This is a genomic window from Shimia aestuarii, from assembly GCF_900114635.1.
In the GTDB taxonomy this organism is placed as follows: domain Bacteria; phylum Pseudomonadota; class Alphaproteobacteria; order Rhodobacterales; family Rhodobacteraceae; genus Shimia; species Shimia aestuarii.
The window spans coordinates 132,951-154,353 of sequence record NZ_FOTQ01000008.1 but is presented as its reverse complement, the minus strand read 5'-3'; the positions used below and the strand labels follow the sequence as shown (position 1 = coordinate 154,353).

General features: G+C 63.0%; 20 protein-coding genes. 15 read left to right on the top strand and 5 right to left on the bottom strand.

Features of this window, described 5'->3' with window-relative positions:
• Positions 1-3 precede the first annotated feature (3 nt).
• From BMZ35_RS17160 to BMZ35_RS17100, 13 genes are all read left to right on the top strand, one after another.
• Entirely contained in the window at positions 4-978 is a 975-nt protein-coding gene (locus tag BMZ35_RS17160) for a DUF58 domain-containing protein (RefSeq protein ID WP_093095491.1), read from the top strand.
• A complete protein-coding gene (locus BMZ35_RS17155; protein ID WP_093095487.1) occupies positions 975-1,460 on the top strand; it encodes a DUF4381 domain-containing protein in 486 nt (161 codons plus the stop codon). Before BMZ35_RS17160 ends, BMZ35_RS17155 begins: the two co-directional genes overlap by 4 nt.
• Positions 1,457-2,443, top strand: coding sequence for a VWA domain-containing protein (locus BMZ35_RS17150; RefSeq protein ID WP_093095481.1), 987 nt, complete (start codon positions 1,457-1,459; stop codon positions 2,441-2,443). Before BMZ35_RS17155 ends, BMZ35_RS17150 begins: the two co-directional genes overlap by 4 nt.
• Complete coding sequence (locus BMZ35_RS17145) at positions 2,440-3,963, top strand: VWA domain-containing protein (protein ID WP_093095479.1); 1,524 nt, start codon at positions 2,440-2,442, stop codon at positions 3,961-3,963. The genes BMZ35_RS17150 and BMZ35_RS17145 overlap by 4 nt, the downstream gene beginning before the upstream one ends.
• Positions 3,960-5,225 (top strand): BatD family protein, encoded by a 1,266-nt coding sequence (locus BMZ35_RS17140; RefSeq protein WP_093095476.1) that lies wholly within the window; start codon positions 3,960-3,962, stop codon positions 5,223-5,225. Before BMZ35_RS17145 ends, BMZ35_RS17140 begins: the two co-directional genes overlap by 4 nt.
• A gap of 12 nt (positions 5,226-5,237) precedes the next feature.
• The gene (locus BMZ35_RS17135) at positions 5,238-7,172 is read left to right on the top strand and encodes a multiheme c-type cytochrome (protein WP_093095473.1); all 1,935 of its coding nucleotides are present in this window, start codon (positions 5,238-5,240) and stop codon (positions 7,170-7,172) included.
• A 160-nt stretch (positions 7,173-7,332) separates the two neighbouring features.
• Complete coding sequence (gene pcaF / locus BMZ35_RS17130; protein WP_093095469.1) at positions 7,333-8,535, top strand: 3-oxoadipyl-CoA thiolase; 1,203 nt, start codon at positions 7,333-7,335, stop codon at positions 8,533-8,535.
• 71 nt (positions 8,536-8,606) lie between these two features.
• Positions 8,607-9,599, top strand: a complete 993-nt coding sequence (gene paaA / locus BMZ35_RS17125; RefSeq protein ID WP_093095466.1) for a 1,2-phenylacetyl-CoA epoxidase subunit PaaA — start codon at positions 8,607-8,609, stop codon at positions 9,597-9,599.
• Positions 9,600-9,623: 24 nt separating this feature from the next.
• On the top strand, positions 9,624-9,908 hold the full coding sequence (paaB, locus tag BMZ35_RS17120) for a 1,2-phenylacetyl-CoA epoxidase subunit PaaB (protein WP_093095465.1): 285 nt from the start codon (positions 9,624-9,626) through the stop codon (positions 9,906-9,908).
• Positions 9,908-10,672 (top strand): 1,2-phenylacetyl-CoA epoxidase subunit PaaC, encoded by a 765-nt coding sequence (gene paaC, locus BMZ35_RS17115; RefSeq protein WP_093095464.1) that lies wholly within the window; start codon positions 9,908-9,910, stop codon positions 10,670-10,672. The genes paaB and paaC overlap by 1 nt, the downstream gene beginning before the upstream one ends.
• Positions 10,673-10,723: 51 nt before the next feature.
• Positions 10,724-11,185, top strand: a complete 462-nt coding sequence (paaD, locus tag BMZ35_RS17110) for a 1,2-phenylacetyl-CoA epoxidase subunit PaaD (protein ID WP_093095463.1) — start codon at positions 10,724-10,726, stop codon at positions 11,183-11,185.
• A gap of 12 nt (positions 11,186-11,197) precedes the next feature.
• Positions 11,198-12,274, top strand: a complete 1,077-nt coding sequence (locus BMZ35_RS17105; protein ID WP_093095462.1) for a 2Fe-2S iron-sulfur cluster-binding protein — start codon at positions 11,198-11,200, stop codon at positions 12,272-12,274.
• A gap of 13 nt (positions 12,275-12,287) precedes the next feature.
• Positions 12,288-13,046: a Phenylacetic acid catabolic protein gene (locus tag BMZ35_RS17100; protein WP_093095461.1), complete on the top strand. Its 759-nt coding sequence runs from the start codon at positions 12,288-12,290 to the stop codon at positions 13,044-13,046.
• A gap of 71 nt (positions 13,047-13,117) precedes the next feature.
• Here the strand turns inward: BMZ35_RS17100 and BMZ35_RS17095 are convergent, their stop codons facing one another.
• From BMZ35_RS17095 to paaG, 5 genes are all read right to left on the bottom strand, one after another.
• Entirely contained in the window at positions 13,118-14,632 is a 1,515-nt protein-coding gene (locus BMZ35_RS17095) for a hypothetical protein (protein ID WP_131814397.1), read from the bottom strand.
• Positions 14,633-14,764: 132 nt separating this feature from the next.
• Positions 14,765-15,361: a TetR/AcrR family transcriptional regulator gene (locus BMZ35_RS17090; RefSeq protein ID WP_093095459.1), complete on the bottom strand. Its 597-nt coding sequence runs from the start codon at positions 15,359-15,361 to the stop codon at positions 14,765-14,767.
• 3 nt (positions 15,362-15,364) lie between these two features.
• Positions 15,365-16,675 carry a phenylacetate--CoA ligase PaaK gene (gene paaK / locus BMZ35_RS17085; protein WP_093095458.1) on the bottom strand — a complete coding sequence of 437 codons (1,311 nt, stop codon included), beginning with the start codon at positions 16,673-16,675 and terminating at the stop codon, positions 15,365-15,367.
• Positions 16,676-16,692: 17 nt separating this feature from the next.
• The gene (paaI, locus tag BMZ35_RS17080) at positions 16,693-17,118 is read right to left on the bottom strand and encodes a hydroxyphenylacetyl-CoA thioesterase PaaI (RefSeq protein WP_093095457.1); all 426 of its coding nucleotides are present in this window, start codon (positions 17,116-17,118) and stop codon (positions 16,693-16,695) included.
• 4 nt (positions 17,119-17,122) lie between these two features.
• A complete protein-coding gene (paaG, locus tag BMZ35_RS17075; RefSeq protein ID WP_093095456.1) occupies positions 17,123-17,908 on the bottom strand; it encodes a 2-(1,2-epoxy-1,2-dihydrophenyl)acetyl-CoA isomerase PaaG in 786 nt (261 codons plus the stop codon).
• Positions 17,909-18,023: 115 nt separating this feature from the next.
• On the opposite strand from paaG, the gene BMZ35_RS17070 reads away from it, so the two are divergent.
• Together BMZ35_RS17070 and paaZ are read left to right on the top strand one after the other, a co-directional pair.
• Positions 18,024-19,220 carry a cytochrome P450 gene (locus BMZ35_RS17070; protein WP_093095455.1) on the top strand — a complete coding sequence of 399 codons (1,197 nt, stop codon included), beginning with the start codon at positions 18,024-18,026 and terminating at the stop codon, positions 19,218-19,220.
• A 12-nt stretch (positions 19,221-19,232) separates the two neighbouring features.
• A complete protein-coding gene (gene paaZ, locus BMZ35_RS17065; RefSeq protein ID WP_093095454.1) occupies positions 19,233-21,263 on the top strand; it encodes a phenylacetic acid degradation bifunctional protein PaaZ in 2,031 nt (676 codons plus the stop codon).
• Positions 21,264-21,403 lie beyond the last annotated feature (140 nt).

Genomic DNA, 21,403 nt, shown 5'->3' with positions numbered 1-21,403 from the left:
AGGATGGACCGAGCCGCCAGACTGCGCACCGGCACATTGCCCCGGCCCAAGGCGCCGCAGGAGGATCCGCGCATTCACGTCTCGCTTGCGGGGCTGCGTGCGCTGGAACCGCGGGCACGGGCACTGTCTTTCACGTCGAAACAACCCGCGCGCAGCGCTTTGAATGGCCGCCATGCTTCGCGCATTCGCGGGCGGGGGCTCGATTTTCTGGAACTGCGCGATTACCTGCCCTCGGATGATGTGCGCGCGATTGACTGGAAGGTGACAGCGCGCACCGGCAAACCGCATGTGCGCGTCTTTACCGAGGAACGCGACCGCCCCACGCTGATTGTCGTCGATCAGCGCATGTCGATGTTTTATGGCAGCGTCCACAACATGAAATCCGTGACCGCCGCCGAAGCCGCCGCGATCACCGCATTCCGCGTCCTTTCCCAAGGCGACCGGGTGGGCGGGATCATCTTTGGCGACGACCATATTTCGGAAATCCGCCCCCGGCGCGACGCGGCCACGCTGGACCGGTTCCTGATCGCGCTCACGCGGGCCAACGCCATGCTGCATGCCGAGGCCCCGTCCCGCGCCCCACTGGCGATCAATGACGTGTTGCGATCGGTCCAAAAGATCGCGCCACGCAATCACCTGGTCATCGTGCTCAGCGATTTTGACCAGATCGACGACGACACGCGCCTTTTGATGTCGGGCCTGTCTCTGCATAATGATCTGGTGCTGGGCCTTGTGACCGACCCCTCGGCCAGTGTTTTGCCCAAGGGGGCGCGACTGACCGCGTCGGATGGCGTGCTGCAGGCGGAACTTGATCTCCGCGACGACCACGTGCGCCAGAACCTGATCGAGTATTCGCAGGGACGGCTGGCGGAAATCCTCGACTGGCAGATGAAGATGCGCCTTTCGGTGCTGCCGCTGACCAGTGCCGAGGACACCCTGCCCCAGTTGCAGCGCCTGCTCGGAGTGCCGCCACGATGAGCGAGACCGCAGACACCGTCGAATACGTGACGCTGGTCGATCTGATCAACCAGCTGCAGGAGGTGCCGGACCCGGCGCCGGTGTCGATGGTGCCTCAGACACAAGGCTGGATCGTGCTGGCCGGGTTTCTATTGGCCGCGCTGCTGCTTTTGCTGCGCGCCGTGCTGCGCCGCCATCGGGCCAATGCCTATCGCCGCGCGGCATTGGCGGCGTTGCGTGATGCAGGGGATGACCCCGTTGCGGTGTCTGCCATCCTCAAGCGCGCGGCATTGGCGGCCTTTCCGCGTGCGCAGGTTGCGTCGTTGACGGGGAACGGATGGTTGGCCTTTCTCGAAGACACGAGCCAAGCGGCAGGGTTCAGGGATGGCCCCGGACAGGCGCTTGCCGATGCGGCCTATTCCCCCAATCCCCAGCTGGTACATGGCCTGAACGCGCTGGCTTGTGAATGGGTGCGTGGGCATGTGGTGGGGGGTCGCGCATGATCTCGCTCGCCGCGCCTTGGGTGCTTGCCCTTCTGCCCCTGCCCCTGTTGATCCATCGGCTTGTGCCGCCCTATCGCACGCGGACAAGCGCGCTGCGCCTGCCGTTCTTTCGCCGTCTGAGCGATGCGGCGGGAAGCGCCCCGCGCCCCGGTGCCGCCGTGATTGCCCGCAGTCGGGTCCAGATGGCTACGGCAATCGCGGTCTGGTGTCTGCTAATCCTTGCGCTGGCGCAACCACAGCGCCTTGGCGAACCGGTCGAGATCACCAAGGCCGGGCGCGATGTTGTCTTGGGCATCGACATTTCGGGCTCGATGGACACGGTCGATTTTCCCGGTCCCGATGGCAAACCTCAGCAGCGTCTGGCCGCCGTGCGCGACGTGGTGGCGGGCTTCGTCGAAGGGCGCGAGGGCGACCGTATGGCGCTTATCGTGTTTGGCAGCCGCGCTTTCGTGCAAACCCCGCTGACCGCCGATCTTGAAACGGTGCTGGCCCTTCTGGAACAGACGCAGGTGGGCATGGCCGGGCCGCATACGGCTTTGGGCGACGCCATCGGGCTTGCGATCCGCACCTTCGAGGCCAGCGAGATTGACCAGCGCCTGTTGATCCTTTTGTCCGATGGCAATGACACCGCGAGCCGCATGAGCCCGCTGAATGCCGCCGAAATCGCGGCGGATCGCGGCGTGGAAATCTATGCCGTCGGCGTGGGGGATCGCGCCGCCAGCGGCGAGAACCGGCTGGACATGAACCTGCTCAAAGACCTGGCGCGACGCACGGGCGGCGCGGGGTTCTTCGCAGGCGACAGCGAAGCGCTTTCCCGAGTGTATGACCGTATCGACGCGCTGGCACCGCGCGACATCGAGACACTTTCGCACCGCCCGCGTGTTTCCCTGTCACACTGGCCGCTCCTGCTGGCCGCCCTTCTCGGACTGGGGGTGCTGGCGTGGCTGCATCTTGGAGCCACCCGGCGGAGGGCACCCTCATGACCGGCTTTGAAACCGCACTCTCGGCCTTTCATTTCCTGCGTCCGCTGGTGCTTCTCGGGCTTGTGCCGCTGGCGGTGATCTGGTGGCGCGTGCGGCGCCCCGATGCGCCGCAAAGTCAGGCCAGCAATGTGATGGCACCGCATCTTCAGGCGGCGCTGACCATTGGACTGGGCGACAGGGCGCGCTGGCAGCCAATTGATCTCGTCGCACTTGGCCTGACCCTGATCATATTCGCAGGATCGGGCCCGACATGGTCACGCGTTCCCCAGCCCTTCGCCGCCCAGACCGCGCCGATGGTGATCGCACTCAAGGTGACGCCATCGATGACGGAAACCGACGTGGCCCCCTCGCGGCTGGCGCGTGCCAAGCAGAAAATCCAGGACCTTCTTGAGATGCGCGCCGGGGCGCGCACCGCGCTGATCGCCTATTCCGCCACCGCACATTCCGTCGTGCCGATGACCGAGGATGGCGCCGTGATCCAACCCTATCTCGAAGGGCTGGACCCCGAGGTGATGCCCAGCGAAGGCGACGCGCCAAGCGCGGCCATGGCGCTGGCGCTCGACATGCTCGCCCGTGAAGACACACCGGGTGGCGTGTTATTTTTGCTCGACGACATGAGCCTGCCCGAAGCCAACAGCATTGCGGAACTGGCCGGGTCGACCCCGCTGGCGGTGCTCACGCTTTTGCCCGAGGGTCAGGAGATCGCCGCCCTTTCCGGCCTCTCGGCGCGGGTTGTGGGCGTGACCCCGGATACCAGCGACCTGAGGCGGTTGGAGCGTGGATTCGAAGCCGCCTATCGTCAGGCCCAGCTCGAAGACGCGGCCCAGCCGTGGCAGGATCGCGGGGCGTGGCTGGCGTGGCCCGCTGCGCTTCTGCTGTTGCTCTGGTTCCGGCGTGGGGTGAGCATGGTCTGGGGTCTTTTGCTCGCGGTCTGGCTGACCTTGCCCGCGTCCGAGGCTCAAGCCGAGGGCTGGCGCGATTGGTTCCTCACCCCGGACCAACAGGGCTGGCTGGCGTTCCGCGCCAAGGACTATGCCAGCGCCGCTGAGCATTTTGCCGATCCCTACCTCCGAGGGGTCGCGCAATATCGCAGCGGCCAATATGAAGCCGCCGCGCAAACCTTTGCCAGGATCGAGACGGCCGATGCCGCCTTTGCGCAGGGCATGGCCCATATCAAATCGCGCGGTTATCGCGACGGGGTGCGCGCCTTTGAACGGGCGCTGGAAATTGACCCCGATCATGCCGGCGCAAAGGCCAACCTGCCCGTGGCCAAGGCCATCGTGACCTATGTCGAGGAAACCCGCGAACAGTCGGACACTGGCGAAGAGTCGGGGATCGGGGCCGATGACGTGGTGTTCGACAATGAGTCCGGTCGCGGCGCAGACACCCAGATCGACGCGGCGCAAGAAGACACGCCCCAGCACCTATCCACCGAACAGTGGATGAACTCGGTCGACACCCGTACAAGCGATTTCCTGCGCCAGAGGTTCCGGCTCGAAGCGGCGGAGGCCAATCAATGATGCGCCTGTTGCTCGCCTTCGTTTTCTCGTTCTGCACCACGATCGCAATGGCGCAGGGCACACCGGTTCTCGAGATCGAACTCTCGGACACCGAAACCCTGCCGGGCCAGCCGCTCACGTTGCGGATCACGGTTCTGGTGCCGACATGGATGCCCGAACCACCCGTCTGGCCAAGCTTCGAGGCCCCCAACCTCATGGTGCGCCTGCCCGAACGCGCCAGCACCTCGACCAGCCGCAGGATTGATGGGGAAACCTGGTCGGGGATTTCGCGCCGCTACCAGATCACGCCGATGGTGCCGGGAACGGTGCGCCTGCCCGCCCAGACCCTGACCGTTGTCTATGCCGATCCGCCCAATGCCGCGCCGCTGCGCGCGGAGCTTGCCATCGAGGCGCGCAACATTACCGGCATCTTGCCCAAGGGGGCCGAGGGACTTGATCCCTTCATCGCCGCGCGGGCGCTGCGTCTGACACAAACCATTGAAGGCACGAGTGAGGGCCTGCAGGCGGGGGACAGTTTTTCGCGGGTGATCACGGCGGAAACCGAAGGGCTGTCGGGGATATTTTTGCCCGAGCTGACGCCCGACGCGGTGCTGTCGGGGGTACGGGCCTATCCTGAAACGCCCGAGGTCAGCGACAAGGACAATCGCGGCAAGGTAACGGGCACACGGCGCGAAACGACCGTTTACATGGCCGAGGGGGGCGTTGATGGCACACTGCTGGGCGTGTCGCTTGACTGGTACAATATCGCCAGCGGCAAGGTAGAAACCGCCACCACCGATCCGATCCCGGTCTCGGCCACCGCCCCGCCCGCGCCCCCCGAACCGCGCGACTGGCGCCGGATCGGAGCGCTGGGTGTTGTGGCGGCGCTCGCAGGTCTGCTCGTGACATGGCTGATCCGCCGCCTGACCCCGCCTTTGCGCCGCTGGCGTGCAGCGCACCGACAGCGCTATCTCGATAGTGCGCGGTTTGCTTGGCGGCACCTGCAGGAGGCGCGGCGGCAGCGTGATCTGGGGGCAACCCGCGCCGCGTATGATCTGTGGCGGGCGCGCAGCCCCGTTCAGGATGCCGGTCTGCACACCCGGATCGAAGCGGCCTTTGCCGACATCGGCGCCGCGCGCTATGGAGCGCGCCCTGACGCGCGAGAAGAACGCTATTGGCAATCCCTGTCCGGCCTGTTTCACTTGGCCCGGCGGGTTAGCCCCCGCGCGCCCAAAACAGGCGCCCTGCCTGCCCTGAACCCGACGGCACCACGGCACCATTGAAGAAAGACATTCATGCCCATTTTCCCGACCGCCTCGCCCCGGCCTCTTCCTGTCCTGCTCGCCGCCCTGTTCTGGATCCTGCTGTCCCTTGGCGCGATGGCAGAGCAGGACGGGTATGTCGGCTCGACCATCTGCGCCGACTGTCACGTCGAAGAAACGAACGCCTGGCAATCGTCCCATCATGCGTTGGCATGGCGGATGCCGGGGCGGGACATGCTGGTCGGGGCGTTTGAGGGTGAGGTGTTCGAACATGACGGGATGCGCACCGAGTTCTGGCGCGACGGCGACACCCGGATGGTACGGGTGACCGAAAAGGACGGAGTGACGACCGAATACAAGGTGCATTCCGTCGGTGGCGTCGCTCCGCTGGAACAGCTTCTGCTGGAGACGGAGCCGGGGCGCTTGCAGAGCTTTGACGTGGCCTGGGACGTGGATGAGAAACGCTGGTATCACATCTATCCCGACCTTGACCTGCCGCCCGGCGACGGGCTGCACTGGACCGGCCCCTACAAGAACTGGAACGCGCGTTGCGCGGAATGCCACGCCACCGGCTATGTCAAGAATTTTGACCCGCCTTCGGCCCGCTACAACTCGACCCAGGTCGAGATCGGCGTCGGCTGCGAGGCCTGTCACGGCCCCGGCGCGAAACACCTTGAACTGGTCAAAGGCGGCCACAGCGGCGACATGCCCAAATCCTATGGCTTTGCGGTCGACTTTTCGGACACCGAGGCCGGGATGCAGCAATGCGCCGGGTGCCACGCCCGGCGCGAAGCCTTTGGCGGCGGCAGCCCCGCGCCCGGCACCGCCTTTCACGACGCCTATAACCTCGCCCTGCTGCGCCCCGGCACCTATCACCCGGACGGGCAAATCCTGGACGAAGTCTATGTCTATGGCTCGTTCCTGCAATCGCAGATGTACGCCAAGGGCGTTGGCTGCGGCAACTGTCATGACCCGCATAGCAATGAGCGCGTCGCAGAAGGCAACGCCGTTTGCACACAGTGCCATTCCCCCGCCGGGAACCCCGATTTCCCTTCACTGGCACTCAAGGAGTACGACGCCCCGTCCCATCATCGCCATGCCGCCGACAGCGACGGTGCTCAGTGCAAGAACTGCCACATGATCGAGCGCACCTATATGGGCGTCGATGAACGGCGCGACCACAGTTTCCGGATTCCGCGCCCCGACCTTGCAGACAGCACGGGCGCGCCGGATGCCTGCACCGACTGTCATACCGGCCAATCCCCGAAATGGGCCGCCGATGCCATTGCCGACTGGTACCCCGAGGGGCGCTGGACGCAGTCGCACTTTGGGACCGCGCTGGCCAAGGGGCTGGCCGATCCGGTGGCGGGGGCCAAGGGGCTGATTGATCTGGCCGGGGATAGCGAGGTCAACGCGCTGGCCCGCGCCACCGCGCTCTGGGTGCTGTCCAATGCGGGCGATGCTGTGCATATCGACGACATCGCCCCCCTGTTGAAACACGGCGACCCGTTGATCCGCGCCAATGCCGTGAGCGCGCTGCGCGCCATCCCGGCAACGCTGACCGCCCCATATCTGGTCGCAGCACTGGAAGACCCGTCGCGCAATGTGCGCCTCGCGGCGGCGCGCGCCGTTGTGACCATCCCGCCGGACAGCGCGCCTGCCGCCCTGCGCCCAGCCTATGGGCCGGCCTCGCGCGCGATGGTGCAGTTCCTCAAGAACCAGTTCGATTTCCCCGAAGCCCACCTTCAGATCGCGGGCATCGCGCTGACCCAGCGCGAATTCGCTTCGGCAGAACGCGCCTTCCAGACCGTGGTGGCGCTTGATCCACACCACGGCGATGCTTGGGTCATGCTGGTGCGCATCGCCGGGGCCCTGCGCGGCGAAGACGCGGCACGCAAGGTGCTTGCCGAGGCATTGGAACGCCTGCCCGACAACCCGGCACTACTGGACCTCGCCCGCCAGCTTTGAAGCCGCTTCCTCTGCAGGGAAAGTAGGGGCATCCGTCGATATGTTACGCGCGAAACGAAAATACTTAACTTCTGTAACTTCTCTATTGCGCCGAATCAGATTCCGAGATATCCCAACCGTGCGGTCAGCTAATCGAACAGGACCCGTAGGAGGAATTTTCATGGACGCATTCATCTGCGATGCCACGCGCACCCCGATCGGGCGCTATGGCGGCGCCTTGTCATCCATTCGCACTGACGATCTGGCGGCTTTGCCGATCGCGGCCCTGATGGAACGCAACCCGCAAGTGGACTGGGCCAGCATCGATGACGTGATCTATGGCGATGCCAACCAGGCGGGCGAAAGCAACCGGAACGTGGCCCGCATGGCGGCCCTTCTGGCGGGTTTGCCGACCGATGTACCGGGCACCACGATCAACCGTCTTTGCGCTTCGGGCATGGACGCGGTGGGCATGGCCTCGCGCGGTCTGAAGGCTGGCGATTACGACATGGCCATCGCAGGCGGCGTCGAAAGCATGAGCCGCGCGCCCTTCGTGATGCCCAAGGCCACCAGCGCCTTCACCCGCGCCAACGCGGTCTATGACACCACCATCGGCTGGCGTTTCGTGAACAAGAAGATGCATGCGATGTACGGCACCGACTCGATGCCGCAGACGGCCGACAACGTCGCCGCCGACTACAACATTTCCCGCGAAGATCAGGACAAGTTCGCCGCCAACAGCCAGGCCCGCTGGGCCGCAGCGCATGCGGCCGGCATCTTCAAGGACGAGATCACCCCGGTGTCCGTGCCTCAGCGCAAGGGCGACCCGATCGTGGTCGACACAGACGAGCATCCCCGCCCCGGCACCGACGCCGAGAAACTGGGCAAGCTCAAGGGCGTCAACGGCCCCGATCTCTCGGTGACGGCTGGCAACGCCAGCGGCGTGAATGACGGCGCGGCGGCGATCCTGATGGCCACCGGCGCTGCTGCCGAAAAGAACGGTCTCAAGCCGATGGCCCGCGTGGTCGGCATGGCTGCGGCAGGTGTGGAACCCCGCGTGATGGGCATTGGCCCGGTCCCGGCAACCCGCAAGGTTCTGGCACGCACCGGACTCACCATCGAACAGATGGATGTGATAGAATTGAACGAAGCCTTCGCCAGCCAAGGGCTGGCGACGCTGCGGGAGCTTGGCGTGGCCGATGACGCTCCCCATGTTAACCCCAATGGCGGTGCCATCGCGCTTGGCCACCCGCTCGGTATGTCGGGCGCACGGCTGGTTCTGACCGCCGCCTATCAATTGCAACGCACCGGCGGGCGCTATGCGCTCTGCACCATGTGCGTCGGAGTTGGACAGGGCACCGCCCTGATCCTGGAACGTGTGTAACAGTGTAGCCCGAAAAGTGGGTACCGGTTTTCGGAAGAAGCTGCACGAAGTCATAATGGGAGGAGAACCCAATGTATGCACAGATGATTAAGACCGCCTCGAACAGCGTAAAGTCGCGCGATGAAATGTCGCCCGAGGAAGCCGCGTTTCAGGACAAGATCGACAATGACATCAAGATCGAACCGCGCGACTGGATGCCCGAGGATTATCGCCGCACCCTGATCCGCCAGATCGGCCAGCACGCCCACTCGGAAGTGGTTGGCCAGCTGCCCGAGGGCAACTGGATCACCCGCGCGCCGACGCTGGAACGCAAGATGATCCTGCTTGCCAAGGTACAGGACGAAGCCGGCCACGGTCTCTACCTCTACTCGGCCGCCGAAACGCTGGGTGTGAGCCGCGACGAGATGGTCGAGATGCTGCACGAAGGTCGCATGAAGTATTCGTCGATCTTCAACTACCCGACGCTGAACTGGGCCGATATCGGCGCGGTGGGCTGGCTGGTTGATGGCGCGGCCATCGTGAACCAGGTGGCGCTGCAGCGGACCTCTTATGGTCCCTATTCGCGCGCCATGATCCGGATTTGTAAGGAAGAAAGCTTCCACGCACGTCAGGGCTATCACGCGATCATGAAAATGGCCTTTGGCACCCCCGAACAGAAGAAAATGGCTCAGGACGCGGTCAACCGCCTGTGGTTCCCCGCCATCATGATGTTCGGCCCCAATGACAGTGAATCGACCCACTCGGAACAGTCGATGGCATGGAAGATCAAGGTGAAGTCCAACGACGAGCTGCGCCAGCAATTCGTCGACCAGACCGTGCCGCAGATCGAATATCTCGGCCTCGACCTGCCCGATCCGGGCATCAAGTGGAACGAGGAACGCGGTCACTATGACTTCTCCGATCCCGACTGGTCGGAATTCTTCAACGTGATCAAGGGCAACGGCCCCTGCAACGTCGATCGCATGAACGCCCGTGTGAAGGCATGGGAAGACGGCCAATGGGTCCGCGACGGGCTGATGGAACACGCCCGCAAACGCGCCACCCGCAAAGTTGCCGCAGAATAATCAGAGCTAGGAGGAGATCAGCTCATGAAAAACGAATGGCCCCTCTGGGAAATCTTCATCCGCGGTCAGCATGGCATGAGCCACCGTCACGTGGGTAGCCTGCACGCCCCGGACGCCGATATGGCGATCAAGAACGCCCGCGACGTCTACACCCGCCGCAACGAAGGCGTGTCGATCTGGGTGGTGGAAGCCAAGCACATTTCCGCAACCGCACCGGGCGAAAAAGGCCCGCTGTTTGAACCCTCGGAGTCGAAGGTCTACCGTCACCCGACCTTCTTCGACATCCCCGAAGAAGTGGGGCATATGTAATGGCTGTTGATAAGGATAAGCTGCTCCAGTTCCTGCTGCGCATTGGCGACAGCACGCTGGTTCTGAGCCATCGCGTCTCTGAATGGTGCGGCCACTCGCCGATCCTCGAAGAGGATATCGCTCTGGCCAACACCGCGCTGGACCTGATCGGCCAGTCGCAGATGTGGCTGGGCTACGCCGCCGAAGTCCAGGGCGAAGGCAAGAGCGCCGACGATCTCGCGTTCCTGCGCGACGCCTGGGATTTCCGCAATGTACTGCTGACCGAACTGCCCAACGGCGATTTCGGCCGCACGCTTCTGCGCCAGTTCCTGTTCGATGCCTTCCAGTCGGTCCTGATGGGGCGCCTGATCAAGTCTTCGGACGAAACCGTGGCGGGCATTGCGGCGAAGGCCAGCAAGGAAGTCGCCTATCACGTGGAACGCTCGGCGGACACGGTGGTTGGCCTTGGCGACGGCACCGAGGAAAGCCACAAGCGGATGCAGCAAGCGCTCGAATACCTCTGGCCATACGTGGGCGAGATGTTCGAAAGCGACGAAGTCGACGCGGCCATGGCCGAAGCCGGCATCGCCCCCGACCCCGCAAGCCTGCGCGAAGAATATGACGCGCTGGTGGGCCGAGTTCTGGCCGAAGCCACGCTGACTATCCCCGAGGGCAAATTCGCCCACAAGGGCGGTCGCACCGGCTATATGCACACCGAGCATCTCGGGCATCTTCTGGCCCAGATGCAGTGGCTGCAACGCGCCTATCCGGGTTGCGAATGGTAAGCCAAACGGGGCTCTGACCCTCAGAGCCCCACCCGCGCAAGGACAACAAAAATGACCCAGCCAAGTGTGAAACAGGTCTGGGAATGGTTGGAGACCATCCCGGACCCGGAAATCCCGGTGATCACGATTGTCGATCTCGGCATTATCCGGAACGTGGAATTTGACGGCGACACCTGTGTTGTTTCTGTCACCCCGACCTATTCCGGCTGCCCCGCGACCTCGATGATCAACATGGATATCGAGACCTGCCTGCGCGATCACGGGTTGACCAAGATCGAGCTGAAACAGCAGATCAGCCCGGCCTGGACCACTGACTGGATGTCCGACAGCGCGCGTGCCGCGCTGGAGAAATACGGCATCGCCCCGCCGCAACCGGCGGGCGGGCCAAAACGCTGCCCGCGTTGCGGCGGCGATCACCTCGAAAAGCTGAGCCAGTTCGGCTCGACCCCGTGCAAGGCACAATGGCGCTGCCAGGACTGTCTTGAACCATTCGAATACTTCAAGTGTATCTGAGGGAGGAGCCCCATGGCACGTTTTCACGATCTGGAAGTCACCGACATCCACAAGACCATCCGCGACGCTGTTGTCGTGACCCTGAAGCCCGTCAACGGCGCGGCCGAGGAATTTGATTTCACCCAAGGCCAGTACCTGACCTTCCGCCAGGATTTCGACGGCGAGGAACTGCGCCGCTCGTATTCGATTTGCGCCGGGAAAGATGAAGGTATTCTGCAGGTCGGCATCAAGCGTGTTGACGGCGGGGCGTTTTCGACATGGGCCAACGAAGAGCTCAAGGTCGGCGACACGCTGCAGGCCATGCCCCCCATGGGCGGCTTCTTTACCGCCTTGGACGCGGCCAACGAAAAACAGTACCTCGGCTTTGCCGGTGGTTCCGGCATCACGCCTGTCCTGTCGATCCTGAAAACCACGTTGGCGCAGGAACCGAACAGCACCTTCACGCTGGTCTACGCCAACAAGGGTGTGAATACGATCATGTTCCGCGAGGAACTGGAAGATCTCAAGAACACCTACATGGGCCGTTTCAACGTGATCCACGTTCTTGAAGCGGACGCGCAGGAAATCGACCTTTTCACCGGGCTTGTCACCGAAGAGAAATGCGCCCAGCTGTTCAAGACCGGCTGGATCGACATCACATCAGTCGACACCGCCTTCATCTGTGGCCCCGAGCCGATGATGCTGGGCATCGCCAGCGCCCTGCGCGCCCACGGCCTTGATGATGCACAGATCAAGTTCGAGCTTTTCGCCTCGTCCCAGCCCGGTCGCGCCAAGAAGAAGGCCGTCAGCAAGGATGCCGCTTCGGGCGCCAACCAGGCCACCGCGGCGATCACGCTCGATGGCTCGACCCAGACCATCCAGATGCCGAAAGACGAAACCATTCTCGACGCCGCGCTGGCGGGCAACATGGACGCCCCCTATGCCTGCAAGGCCGGTGTCTGTTCGACTTGCCGCTGCCGCGTTCTGGAAGGCGAAGTGGAAATGGTCGCCAACCATGCACTTGAGGATTACGAGGTAGAAAAGGGCTATGTCCTCTCCTGCCAGTCCTATCCCGTGACCGACAACGTCGTTGTCGACTTCGACCAGTAAGGGAGGAAAGACAATGACCGAAGAAATGAGCCTCGACAGCTATCTCGCCCAGGGTGGCGTGCTGACCAACCCGATGAACGTGCCGCCGCGCTATCGTGCCGAGCTGATGAAGCTGATGACCACCTTCGTGGACAGCGAACTGGCCGGTGCCGCAGGCTTTGCCGACGTGATCAATGCCGGTCCCGGCATCAAGGAACGCATCGCCGCCGCCAAGATCGTGCTGGAAAAGACCGACAACGCCAACCGCGTGCTGAAGGTCATGGGGGAATTCGGCGTGGACGGTGACCGCTATGCCAACCACCACCCGTGGACCGCGCGGCTTGACCGCGATGCCGATATCGGCGCCAGCCGCACCGATCACGACATGCGACTTGCGGTGTTTAACTATCCTTTGAACGGCTGGTCCGACGCGGTGGTGATGAACCTCCTGATGGGCCGCGCCGTGGCCGTGCAGATGGCAGAGTTCTCGATGGTGTCCTACCAGCCGCTGGCCGAAGCCTTCCGCGCCATTGCGCCGATCGAAGCACGCCATGCGGAACTGGCCGAAGAGGGGCTGACCAAGCTCGTCGAAGGTGGCAATGCGGACGGCCTGCAGGCGTCGGTAGACTATTGGTGGCCCCGCGTCGCGGCCTCGTTCGGCGCGGCGGATTCGACCAAGGCCGACAGCCTCAAGAAGATGGGCCTGCGCAAGTCGACCAATGCCGAGCTCCGCACACGCTGGGAAGCCGAGGCCAAGACCGTGCTGGACAAGCTGGGCCTCAAGGCGGGCTAAGCGGCTCGCAAAATGACACAATTGCAGAAGGCGGCGTCTCTATCGGGGCGCCGCTTTTTGCATGCACGGCGTCAGGGGTTGTGGCCATCCCACGGATGGTTGAGAAACTTGGCGCTGACATAACCCTGTTTACCCGCCGCGTCTTCCACCCGGTACCAGATCGCGTTGTCCTCGAAACACTGGGACACCGCCTCCCGGTCACGTCGGTACTGGGCCTTGTCGTCATAGTCCCAATAGCGACCCAACGCCTGGCATGCCGTCCGGCATCGGGCGCGGGTTGCATCGGACCCGACCAGCCGGCCACCGCGTTCAAGCGCCCACAAACGGGTGTTTCTGGGCGCTTCAGCCACCACGCGCGCGCTGAAATCCGCTGCATCGCGGATATTGGCAAAGTTTTCGACCCGCGTAACGACCATGCCCTGCCCCTCGCTGACACCACAGCCCCCATAGATCGGCATGTCGAAGGCCGCGTTGATATCCGGCGCCTCGGCAGCCACCTGCGCGGCATAGGATGGAAGTGTGCGCAACGGTGTGTCGGGGGGGAACATGGCGATGGTGGGGTTCGCGCTCATATTGGCAAAACTCACGTCCCTGCCGGTAATGTCGATATCGCAATGTTCCCCAATCGCGCGGGTTTCATGCAGCGTTCCCCCGCAAGCCTGTACCACGCCCCATTCCAACCCGGATGGCGAGAAATCGAACTTCACGCGACATTCCCGGTCGCCCATTCCGTCAACACGCCCAATCACAAAGTAGGTATCCCCCGGATCATCGGCGTGCACGCGTACCCGCGCCACTGCGGATTTGAGGTAGTTGATGCCACCCCGATCCGTCGCGATGGACAGGTCCGCCCCGGGCACCTGCGTCAGCCACTCCGAAAGGTTGTCGCAGGCGATCAGCGCCTCGCGCGGGCTGACTTCGGTTGGCACGGGAAAGCCCGTCACATCAATCTTCCAGCGCCCGGCCTTGCCCACGGTGTCGATATAGAAGAAATCCTCGCCCTCATGCGCGAACATCGCCTCCATAAGGTCCGCCTCGACCATCGGCACCGCCACGTAATTCTGCATCCGGTTGGCCAGTTGCACGAACTGCAGCGTCGCCTCGAGTGCGAGCTGGAACGAGCGGTTCACCACCTCTGCCGAATAGCTGCCGCCCGAAGGCAGGCTGAACTGCGGCCTGTGAAACCCAAGTGTGCCATTCACGTGCAAACTGCGATTGATGGTAAAATCCTCGATCAGCGCCCTTGTGCCCATCATGAAAACCACTGCACAGGCCGACAGGCACTGATCCCCGTCCCCCACTGCGGTTCCCACGTAATTCCGTTCAAGGTAATCCGCGATCTTGACGGCTTCTCCAAGCGATCCGCCGGGACTGTTCAGGCAAAGCACAACGTCGCCGGTGCCTTCCTCATGATTGGACGGCTTCAGATGTTGCATTGCAAAAGACTGAAATCGCTCGAAATCACCACGTTCAATGGTGCCTTCCATACGGGCCATGCACCCGGCCGTGGTGTCGAGTGAAAACGTCGCGGCGGCTGCCGGAAACCCGAAATTGCACAACAGCAGAGCGGCAATAATCCTGAACATGCCCACCATCCTTCTTGCCTGAGTTTACCCACAGGCTAAGTCGAAGATGCGGGAGACCGCAACATGTTCATGGTCTCGCAGGACCGGGCGCCCCCAGCATCAAACGGAACACGGACCGGACTCCTGTCGGGTTCAGATTGTGGGCACACCGCCTAGTGTCAGGTTGCTGACCAGCCGCGCATAGTCTTCTCGGGCCTGCGTACCGGCACCGGTATTCCACATGTAATACCAGTTCAGCATGCCAAAGACCGACATCGTCGCCCCCCGCAACTTGGCGCTGTCCGCGCCAAGCACGTCGGGTGCGGCCTGTTCCAGGATATCGCTCAGGAACGTCACCATATCACGCTGATACCCGCGCAGCACCTTCTGCTGTTCGGGTGGCAGCATCTCGACACCGTTGATCTGGACGCGGTGTTCGTCATCCGCGCCCTGATACGCCATCAGGATTTCGCGGACCACGCGGAACACTTTTTCCTGCGGGTCCAACCCATCAAGGTCGATCCCGCAGATCCGGTCGCGCAGCGCGCTCAGGTAGGTTTCAAGGATGTCATAAAGAATGGCATCCTTGCTGTCGTAGTAGTGATAGATATTGGCCTTCGAAATCCCGCAGTCGCGCGCCAGCATCGACATCGAGGCCCGGTCAAAGCCCTCGTTGGCAAACACCCGGGCCGCAGCCTTGAGAATGTTCTCGCGTTTCTGGTCGTGGTCCTTTGCGATCGTTCTGGCCAAAACTCACTCCTTGTCGCGGTTGTCGACGACGCGCTTGGCTTTGCCCTGACTGCGTTCGACGGCTCCCGGGTCTCCTACGATAATCTCGGTGGAAACGCCAACAATGTCCTTGATCCGCTTGGTCAGCATGCGCGCCGCAGCCGTCTTGGACAGGTTGTCGGTCGAGTCCGCAGCCGCTTCGACAAAGACCCGCATCGCATCCATGCGACCCGACTTGTAAAGTTCGATCTGGAAATGGCTGGACAGCCCGCCGGTTGCCAGAACCTGCTCCTCGATCTGGGTGGGGAACACGTTCACGCCGCGCAGGATGATCATGTCGTCGCTGCGCCCGGTGATCTTTTCCATCCGTCGCATGCTGCGCGCGGTGCCCGGCAGCAGGCGGGTCAGGTCGCGGGTGCGATAGCGGATCATGGGCAGACCTTCTTTGGTCAGCGTGGTAAAGACCAGTTCGCCCATCTCACCATCCGGCAGCACTTCGCCGGTGGCGGGGTCAATGATCTCGGGCAGGAAGTGGTCTTCCCAGATCACCGGACCGTCCTTGGTCTCGACGCATTCATTGGCCACACCTGGCCCCATGATCTCGGAAAGTCCATAGATATCAACCGCATGCATGTCGAACGCCTCTTCGACTTCCTTGCGCATCGCGTCCGTCCAGGGCTCGGCCCCGAACACGCCCACCTTGAGCGAGCAGTCGCGCGGGTCCATGCCGACCTTGTGATACTGCTCAAGGATGTTGAGCATGTAGGACGGCGTCACCATGATCCCGTCGGGTTGGAAATCGGTGATCAGGCCCACCTGTTTCTCGGTCTGCCCGCCCGACATCGGCACCACGGTCGCACCAAGCCGTTCGATACCGTAATGCGCCCCAAGGCCGCCGGTAAAGAGGCCGTAGCCATACGCATTATGCACCATGTCGCCCTTGCGCAAGCCCGCGGCCCGCAAGCTGCGCGCCACAAGGTCAGCCCAGTTCGAAATGTCATTCGCGGTATAGCCCACCACGGTCGGCTTACCGGTCGTCCCCGACGAAGCGTGCAGGCGCATGATCTGCGAACGCGGCACGGCAAACAGGCCAAACGGGTAATTGTCGCGCAGGTCATTCTTGTAGGTGAACGGGAATTTTGCCAGATCGGCCAGCGATTGCAGGTCATCCGGGTGCACGCCGGCATCGTCGAAACGCTGCTTGTACATCGGCACGTTGTCATAGGCATGGCGCACCGACCATTTCAGGCGCTCCAGCTGCAGCGCGCGGATCTCGTCGATCGAGGCAATCTCGATCGGGTCCAGAATATCACGGGGGGGTGTCAAATCCTGCATGTTTCTCCTCCTTTCGACTATTCGTCGAACAAATGGCCCTTGATCTGACGCGAGAACCCACGGAACTCGGCGATCATGGCACCGTCTTGATTGGTGACTTTAACGTCGTAAATGCCGCTACGCCCGGTCTGGCTGACTTCGCGCGCATCGGCGGTCAAAATATCGCCCTCGCGCCCGGGCGCGATGTAGCTGATCATGTTGTGCTGGGCCACGGTGGACAGATTGCGACTGTTGCAGGCAAAGGCAAAAGCGCTGTCGGCCAGCGTAAAGGTCACGCCGCCATGGCAGATGCCGTGCCCGTTGCAATGCTCAGGACGCACCGTCATCGTCAGCACCGCCCGGCCTTCGTCGATCTCGGTGATCGCCATGCCCATGTGCTGGCTGGCGCGGTCGCTGGCCCACATCGCGGCGGCGGCTTTTTCGGCGCGTTCCTTCGGCGTCATGGTCTCAGCGCCCCTGATAGTTCGGTTTGCGCTTGTTCAGAAAGGCGGAAACCCCTTCGGCATAATCCGCGCTGAACCCGCATTGTTTCTGGCACTCGGCTTCCAGTTCAAGCTGATCCTCAAGCGTGTTCATGCTGGCCGCCTGGATCGCCGCCTTGGTCAGGCCCAACCCCACGGTCGGCCCGTTGGCGAGCTTCTCAGTCAGCTTGCGCGCCGCGTCGATCAGCTCATCGTCCGGCAGTGCCTGCCAGATCATGCCCCAATCCGCCGCCTGTGCTGCCGTCACCGGCGCACCGGTCATGGCCAGCGCCTTGGCGCGGGCTTCCCCGAGAAGACGGGTCAGCGCCCAGGTGCCCCCGGCATCCGGCACAAGGCCGACATTTGCGAAAGACTGGATGAATTTCGCGCTTTCCCCGGCCAGCACGATGTCACAAGCGAGCGCGATATTCGCCCCCGCCCCGGCGGCCACGCCATTCACGGCGCAGACAATCGGCATGTCCATCTCGCGCAAAAGCTTGATCAACGGGGAATAGAAGGTCCGGATCGTGACCGACAGATCGGCCGGTTCCTTCATCGCCGACGGGTCCACATCGCCCAGATCCTGTCCGGCACAGAACCCGCGCCCCGCCCCGGTTAGCAAGACCGCCCGCGCACCCGCGTCCCACGCGGTCTCAAGCGCCTTGCGCAGCGCAAGATGCATCTCGTCGTTGAAACTGTTGAGCCGATCCGGGCGGTTCAGAGTCACCTCGACCCAGTTGCCATGCCCTGTCACAAGAATCGTTTCGCTCATGATGCCTCCTCTGCACCCTGTCTGGGCCTCGTCCCGAGTCTTTACTTGCATAAACCGAACGGTTGGTCAATAAATAACGAGAAGATGATTCCGCTCCTTGGGAGGAGAGCGAACCATGTCCGATATCCTGACACTGACGGCCCCGCCTGACGGGTTCCACGAAAACCCCTATCCGTTTTATGCGCGCCTGCGTGAAGAGGCCCCGGTCTGTGCACAGCCTGACGGGTCCTTCATCCTGTCGCGCTACGCCGATCTCGATATGGTCTACCGCGACACGGACACGTTCATCTCGGACAAGAAGGCGGTGTTCGGCCCGAAATACGGCGTTGATTCCCCGCTTTATGAGCATCACACCAACTCTCTCGTGTTCAACGACCCACCGCTGCACACCCGCGTGCGCAAGGTGATGGTCGGTGCGATGAACCCCCGCGCACTGGCGCAGATGGAACCGGGTCTGGTGACTCTGATCGACTCGCTGCTGGACGAGATGGCCGATCAGGCCGAGGTCGAACTGATCGAAGCCTTTGCCGGGGCGATTCCGATCGAGGTGATCGGCAATTTGCTGGGCATTCCGCGCGATGAACGCGATCCTTTGCGCGACTGGTCTCTGGCCATTCTCGGCGCATTGGAACCAGCCTTGAACGACGAACAACTTTCCACCGGCCATCAGGCCGTCACCGATTTCAAGGCCTTCCTGCGCCACATCATCGAAGACCGCCGCGCCCATCCGGGCGATCCCGAAACCGACGTGCTCACCCGCCTGATGCAGACGACCGGGGATCACCTCACCGAGGTCGAGCTTTATCAGAACTGCATCTTCATCCTGAATGCGGGTCACGAAACCACGACCAACCTGATCGGCAATGCCATCGCCCTTTTGGATCAGCATCCGGCCAAACGGGCCGAGCTTCTGGCCAATCCGGAGCTGATCACCACCGCCGTCGATGAATTCCTGCGGCTCGAAAGCCCCAACCAGTTCGGCAACCGCCTGACCACGCGCGACATCACCCTGCACGGCGTCACCATTCCGGCGGGCACCGACCTGCATCTCTGCATGGGTGGCGCCAACCGCGACCCGCGCCAGTTCGATTCTCCCGACGAGATGCAGCTTGACCGCCGCCCCAACAAACACCTCGCCTTTGCGGGCGGCGCACATACCTGCGTCGGCCTGACGCTGGCCCGCATGGAAGGGCGCATTGCCGTGGGTCGCTTCCTGCAACGTTATCCGAATTACCACCTGACACCCGGCGCACAGCGCGGGGGACGCATCCGCTTTCGCGGTTACGCCCGCCTGCCCGCCACACTGACCTGAGGACCAAGACTTATGACCGTACAGAACATCTCCAGCTTTGCCGCCGGCCAATGGATCGCCCCTGGCGCAGGCGCGCGCAACATCGCCAGCGCCATCACGGGCGACGTCATCGCCACCGCCGGCAATGACGCGCTCGACGTACAGGCCATGCTCGACTATGCCCGCAACGTCGGCGGCCCGAACCTGCGCAAGCTGACCTTCCACGACCGCGCCCGCATGCTCAAGGCACTGGCCATGCACCTGCGCGAACATCGTCAGGCGATGTATGACCTCTCCTTTGACACCGGCGCGACCCAGTCGGACCACATGATCGACATCGACGGCGGCATCGGCACCATGCTGGTCTTTGCCTCCAAGGGCCGCAAGGAGATGCCCGACAGCCACGTCTATCTGGACGGTGAGATCGAACAGCTGTCGCGCAACGGCACCTTTCTGGGTCAGCACATCTGCACGCCCCTCCAGGGTGTCGCGATCCATATCAACGCCTTCAACTTCCCGGTCTGGGGCATGCTGGAAAAGCTCGCCCCGACCCTGCTCGCCGGGGTTCCGGCCATCGTGAAACCGGCCACCAACAGCTGCTACGTGACCGAACTCTGCGTCAAGCTGATGATCGATTCCGGCATCCTGCCCGCCGGTGCAGTGCAACTGGTGTCCGGGGGCCTGGGCGACATGCTCGACCACCTCACCTGTCAGGATGCCGTGGCCTTTACCGGCTCGGCCGACACCGCGCTGAAACTGCGCTCCAACCCGCTGATCCTGCAAAACAACACCCGTTTCACATCCGAGGCCGACAGCCTCAACGCCTCCCTCCTTGGCCCCGACGCGATCCCCGGCACGCCCGAGTTTGACCTCTTCGTCAAGGAAGTCAGCCGCGAGATGACCACCAAGGCGGGTCAGAAATGTACCGCCATCCGCCGCATCATCGCCCCGCAAAACAGCGTCGAGGCGCTGATCGAGGCTTTGTCGGCGCGGCTGTCGAAAACCGTGATCGGCGATCCGCGTCTTGAAACCACCCGCATGGGCGCGCTGGTCTCGGGCGGCCAGAAGCGCGACGTTCTGGAAAAGGCCGCGCTGATCGGAACCGAGGCCGAGCGCGTCTTTGGCGACCCCGACAACTTCACCGTCGATGGGGCCGACGCCGAGAAAGGCGCCTTTGTGCCGCCGATGCTGTTCCATTGCGCCGATCCCGACAACGCGCAGCGCGTGCATGACACCGAGGCCTTTGGTCCGGTGAGCACCGTCATGGGCTACCGCGATGTTGATCACGCGATTGCGCTGGCCAACAAAGGGCAAGGCTCGCTTGTGACCTCCTGCATCACCCACGATCCGACCGTGGCGCGCGAAGTTGCCATCGGTGCGGGCGCCTTCCATGGCCGCATCTACTTCAACAACCGCGACTCGATGAAGGAAAGCACCGGCCACGGCTCTCCCCTGCCCCACATGGTACATGGCGGCCCCGGTCGCGCCGGTGGTGGCGAGGAACTCGGCGGCATTCGCGGCGTGAAACATTACATGCAGCGCACCGCGATTCAGGGCTCGCCCGATATCCTGTCGGCCATTGGTGACAAATGGGTGCCGGGCGCAGCAGAGATCACCGAAGAGGCTCACCCCTTCACCCGGAAATTCGGCGAACTGTCGATTGGTGAAACCCTGCACACCGCGCCGCGCACCGTCACCATGGACGACATCGAGCATTTCGCCAACTTCACCGGCGACACGTTCTATGCCCACATGGACGAAGAGGCCGCACGCCGGAACCCGTTCTTCCCGGGCCGCGTTGCGCATGGCTACCTGCTCCTGTCCTTCGCCGCCGGGATGTTCGTGGAACCCAACGAAGGTCCGGTTCTGGCCAATACTGGTCTCGACGGTCTGCGCTTCATGAAGCCGGTGTCCGCTGGGGACAGCATCAAGGTGCGTCTCACGGTCAAGAAAAAGACCAAGCGCAACGACGAATATGGCGAAGTTCGCTGGCACGTGACCCTGACCAACCAGGATGACGAACTGGTGGCAGAATATGAGCTGTTGACCATGAACGCTTACTGAGGAAACGCCGGGCAGCGCCCGTCCGTGGGTGGGCGCTTCTCCGCACAAGTAAGTCACTTTATCTCGCCCAGCTCTGATCACCTCAGAGCATCAAACCACCCTCCCAAAAGCGCCCGCCCATGGGGCGGTCGGGCGCTGCC

Bases quoted from the DNA above. Each gene is read 5' to 3' on its own strand.
- BMZ35_RS17160 (WP_093095491.1), top strand. From the start codon at position 4: ATGGACCGAGCCGCCAGACTGCGCACCGGCACATTGCCCCGGCCCAAG.
- BMZ35_RS17155 (WP_093095487.1), top strand. From the start codon at position 975: ATGAGCGAGACCGCAGACACCGTCGAATACGTGACGCTGGTCGATCTG.
- BMZ35_RS17150 (WP_093095481.1), top strand. From the start codon at position 1,457: ATGATCTCGCTCGCCGCGCCTTGGGTGCTTGCCCTTCTGCCCCTGCCC.
- BMZ35_RS17145 (WP_093095479.1), top strand. From the start codon at position 2,440: ATGACCGGCTTTGAAACCGCACTCTCGGCCTTTCATTTCCTGCGTCCG.
- BMZ35_RS17140 (WP_093095476.1), top strand. From the start codon at position 3,960: ATGATGCGCCTGTTGCTCGCCTTCGTTTTCTCGTTCTGCACCACGATC.
- BMZ35_RS17135 (WP_093095473.1), top strand. From the start codon at position 5,238: ATGCCCATTTTCCCGACCGCCTCGCCCCGGCCTCTTCCTGTCCTGCTC.
- pcaF (WP_093095469.1), top strand. From the start codon at position 7,333: ATGGACGCATTCATCTGCGATGCCACGCGCACCCCGATCGGGCGCTAT.
- paaA (WP_093095466.1), top strand. From the start codon at position 8,607: ATGTATGCACAGATGATTAAGACCGCCTCGAACAGCGTAAAGTCGCGC.
- paaB (WP_093095465.1), top strand. From the start codon at position 9,624: ATGAAAAACGAATGGCCCCTCTGGGAAATCTTCATCCGCGGTCAGCAT.
- paaC (WP_093095464.1), top strand. From the start codon at position 9,908: ATGGCTGTTGATAAGGATAAGCTGCTCCAGTTCCTGCTGCGCATTGGC.
- paaD (WP_093095463.1), top strand. From the start codon at position 10,724: ATGACCCAGCCAAGTGTGAAACAGGTCTGGGAATGGTTGGAGACCATC.
- BMZ35_RS17105 (WP_093095462.1), top strand. From the start codon at position 11,198: ATGGCACGTTTTCACGATCTGGAAGTCACCGACATCCACAAGACCATC.
- BMZ35_RS17100 (WP_093095461.1), top strand. From the start codon at position 12,288: ATGACCGAAGAAATGAGCCTCGACAGCTATCTCGCCCAGGGTGGCGTG.
- BMZ35_RS17095 (WP_131814397.1), bottom strand. From the start codon at position 14,632: ATGTTCAGGATTATTGCCGCTCTGCTGTTGTGCAATTTCGGGTTTCCG.
- paaK (WP_093095458.1), bottom strand. From the start codon at position 16,675: ATGCAGGATTTGACACCCCCCCGTGATATTCTGGACCCGATCGAGATT.
- paaI (WP_093095457.1), bottom strand. From the start codon at position 17,118: ATGACGCCGAAGGAACGCGCCGAAAAAGCCGCCGCCGCGATGTGGGCC.
- paaG (WP_093095456.1), bottom strand. From the start codon at position 17,908: ATGAGCGAAACGATTCTTGTGACAGGGCATGGCAACTGGGTCGAGGTG.
- BMZ35_RS17070 (WP_093095455.1), top strand. From the start codon at position 18,024: ATGTCCGATATCCTGACACTGACGGCCCCGCCTGACGGGTTCCACGAA.
- paaZ (WP_093095454.1), top strand. From the start codon at position 19,233: ATGACCGTACAGAACATCTCCAGCTTTGCCGCCGGCCAATGGATCGCC.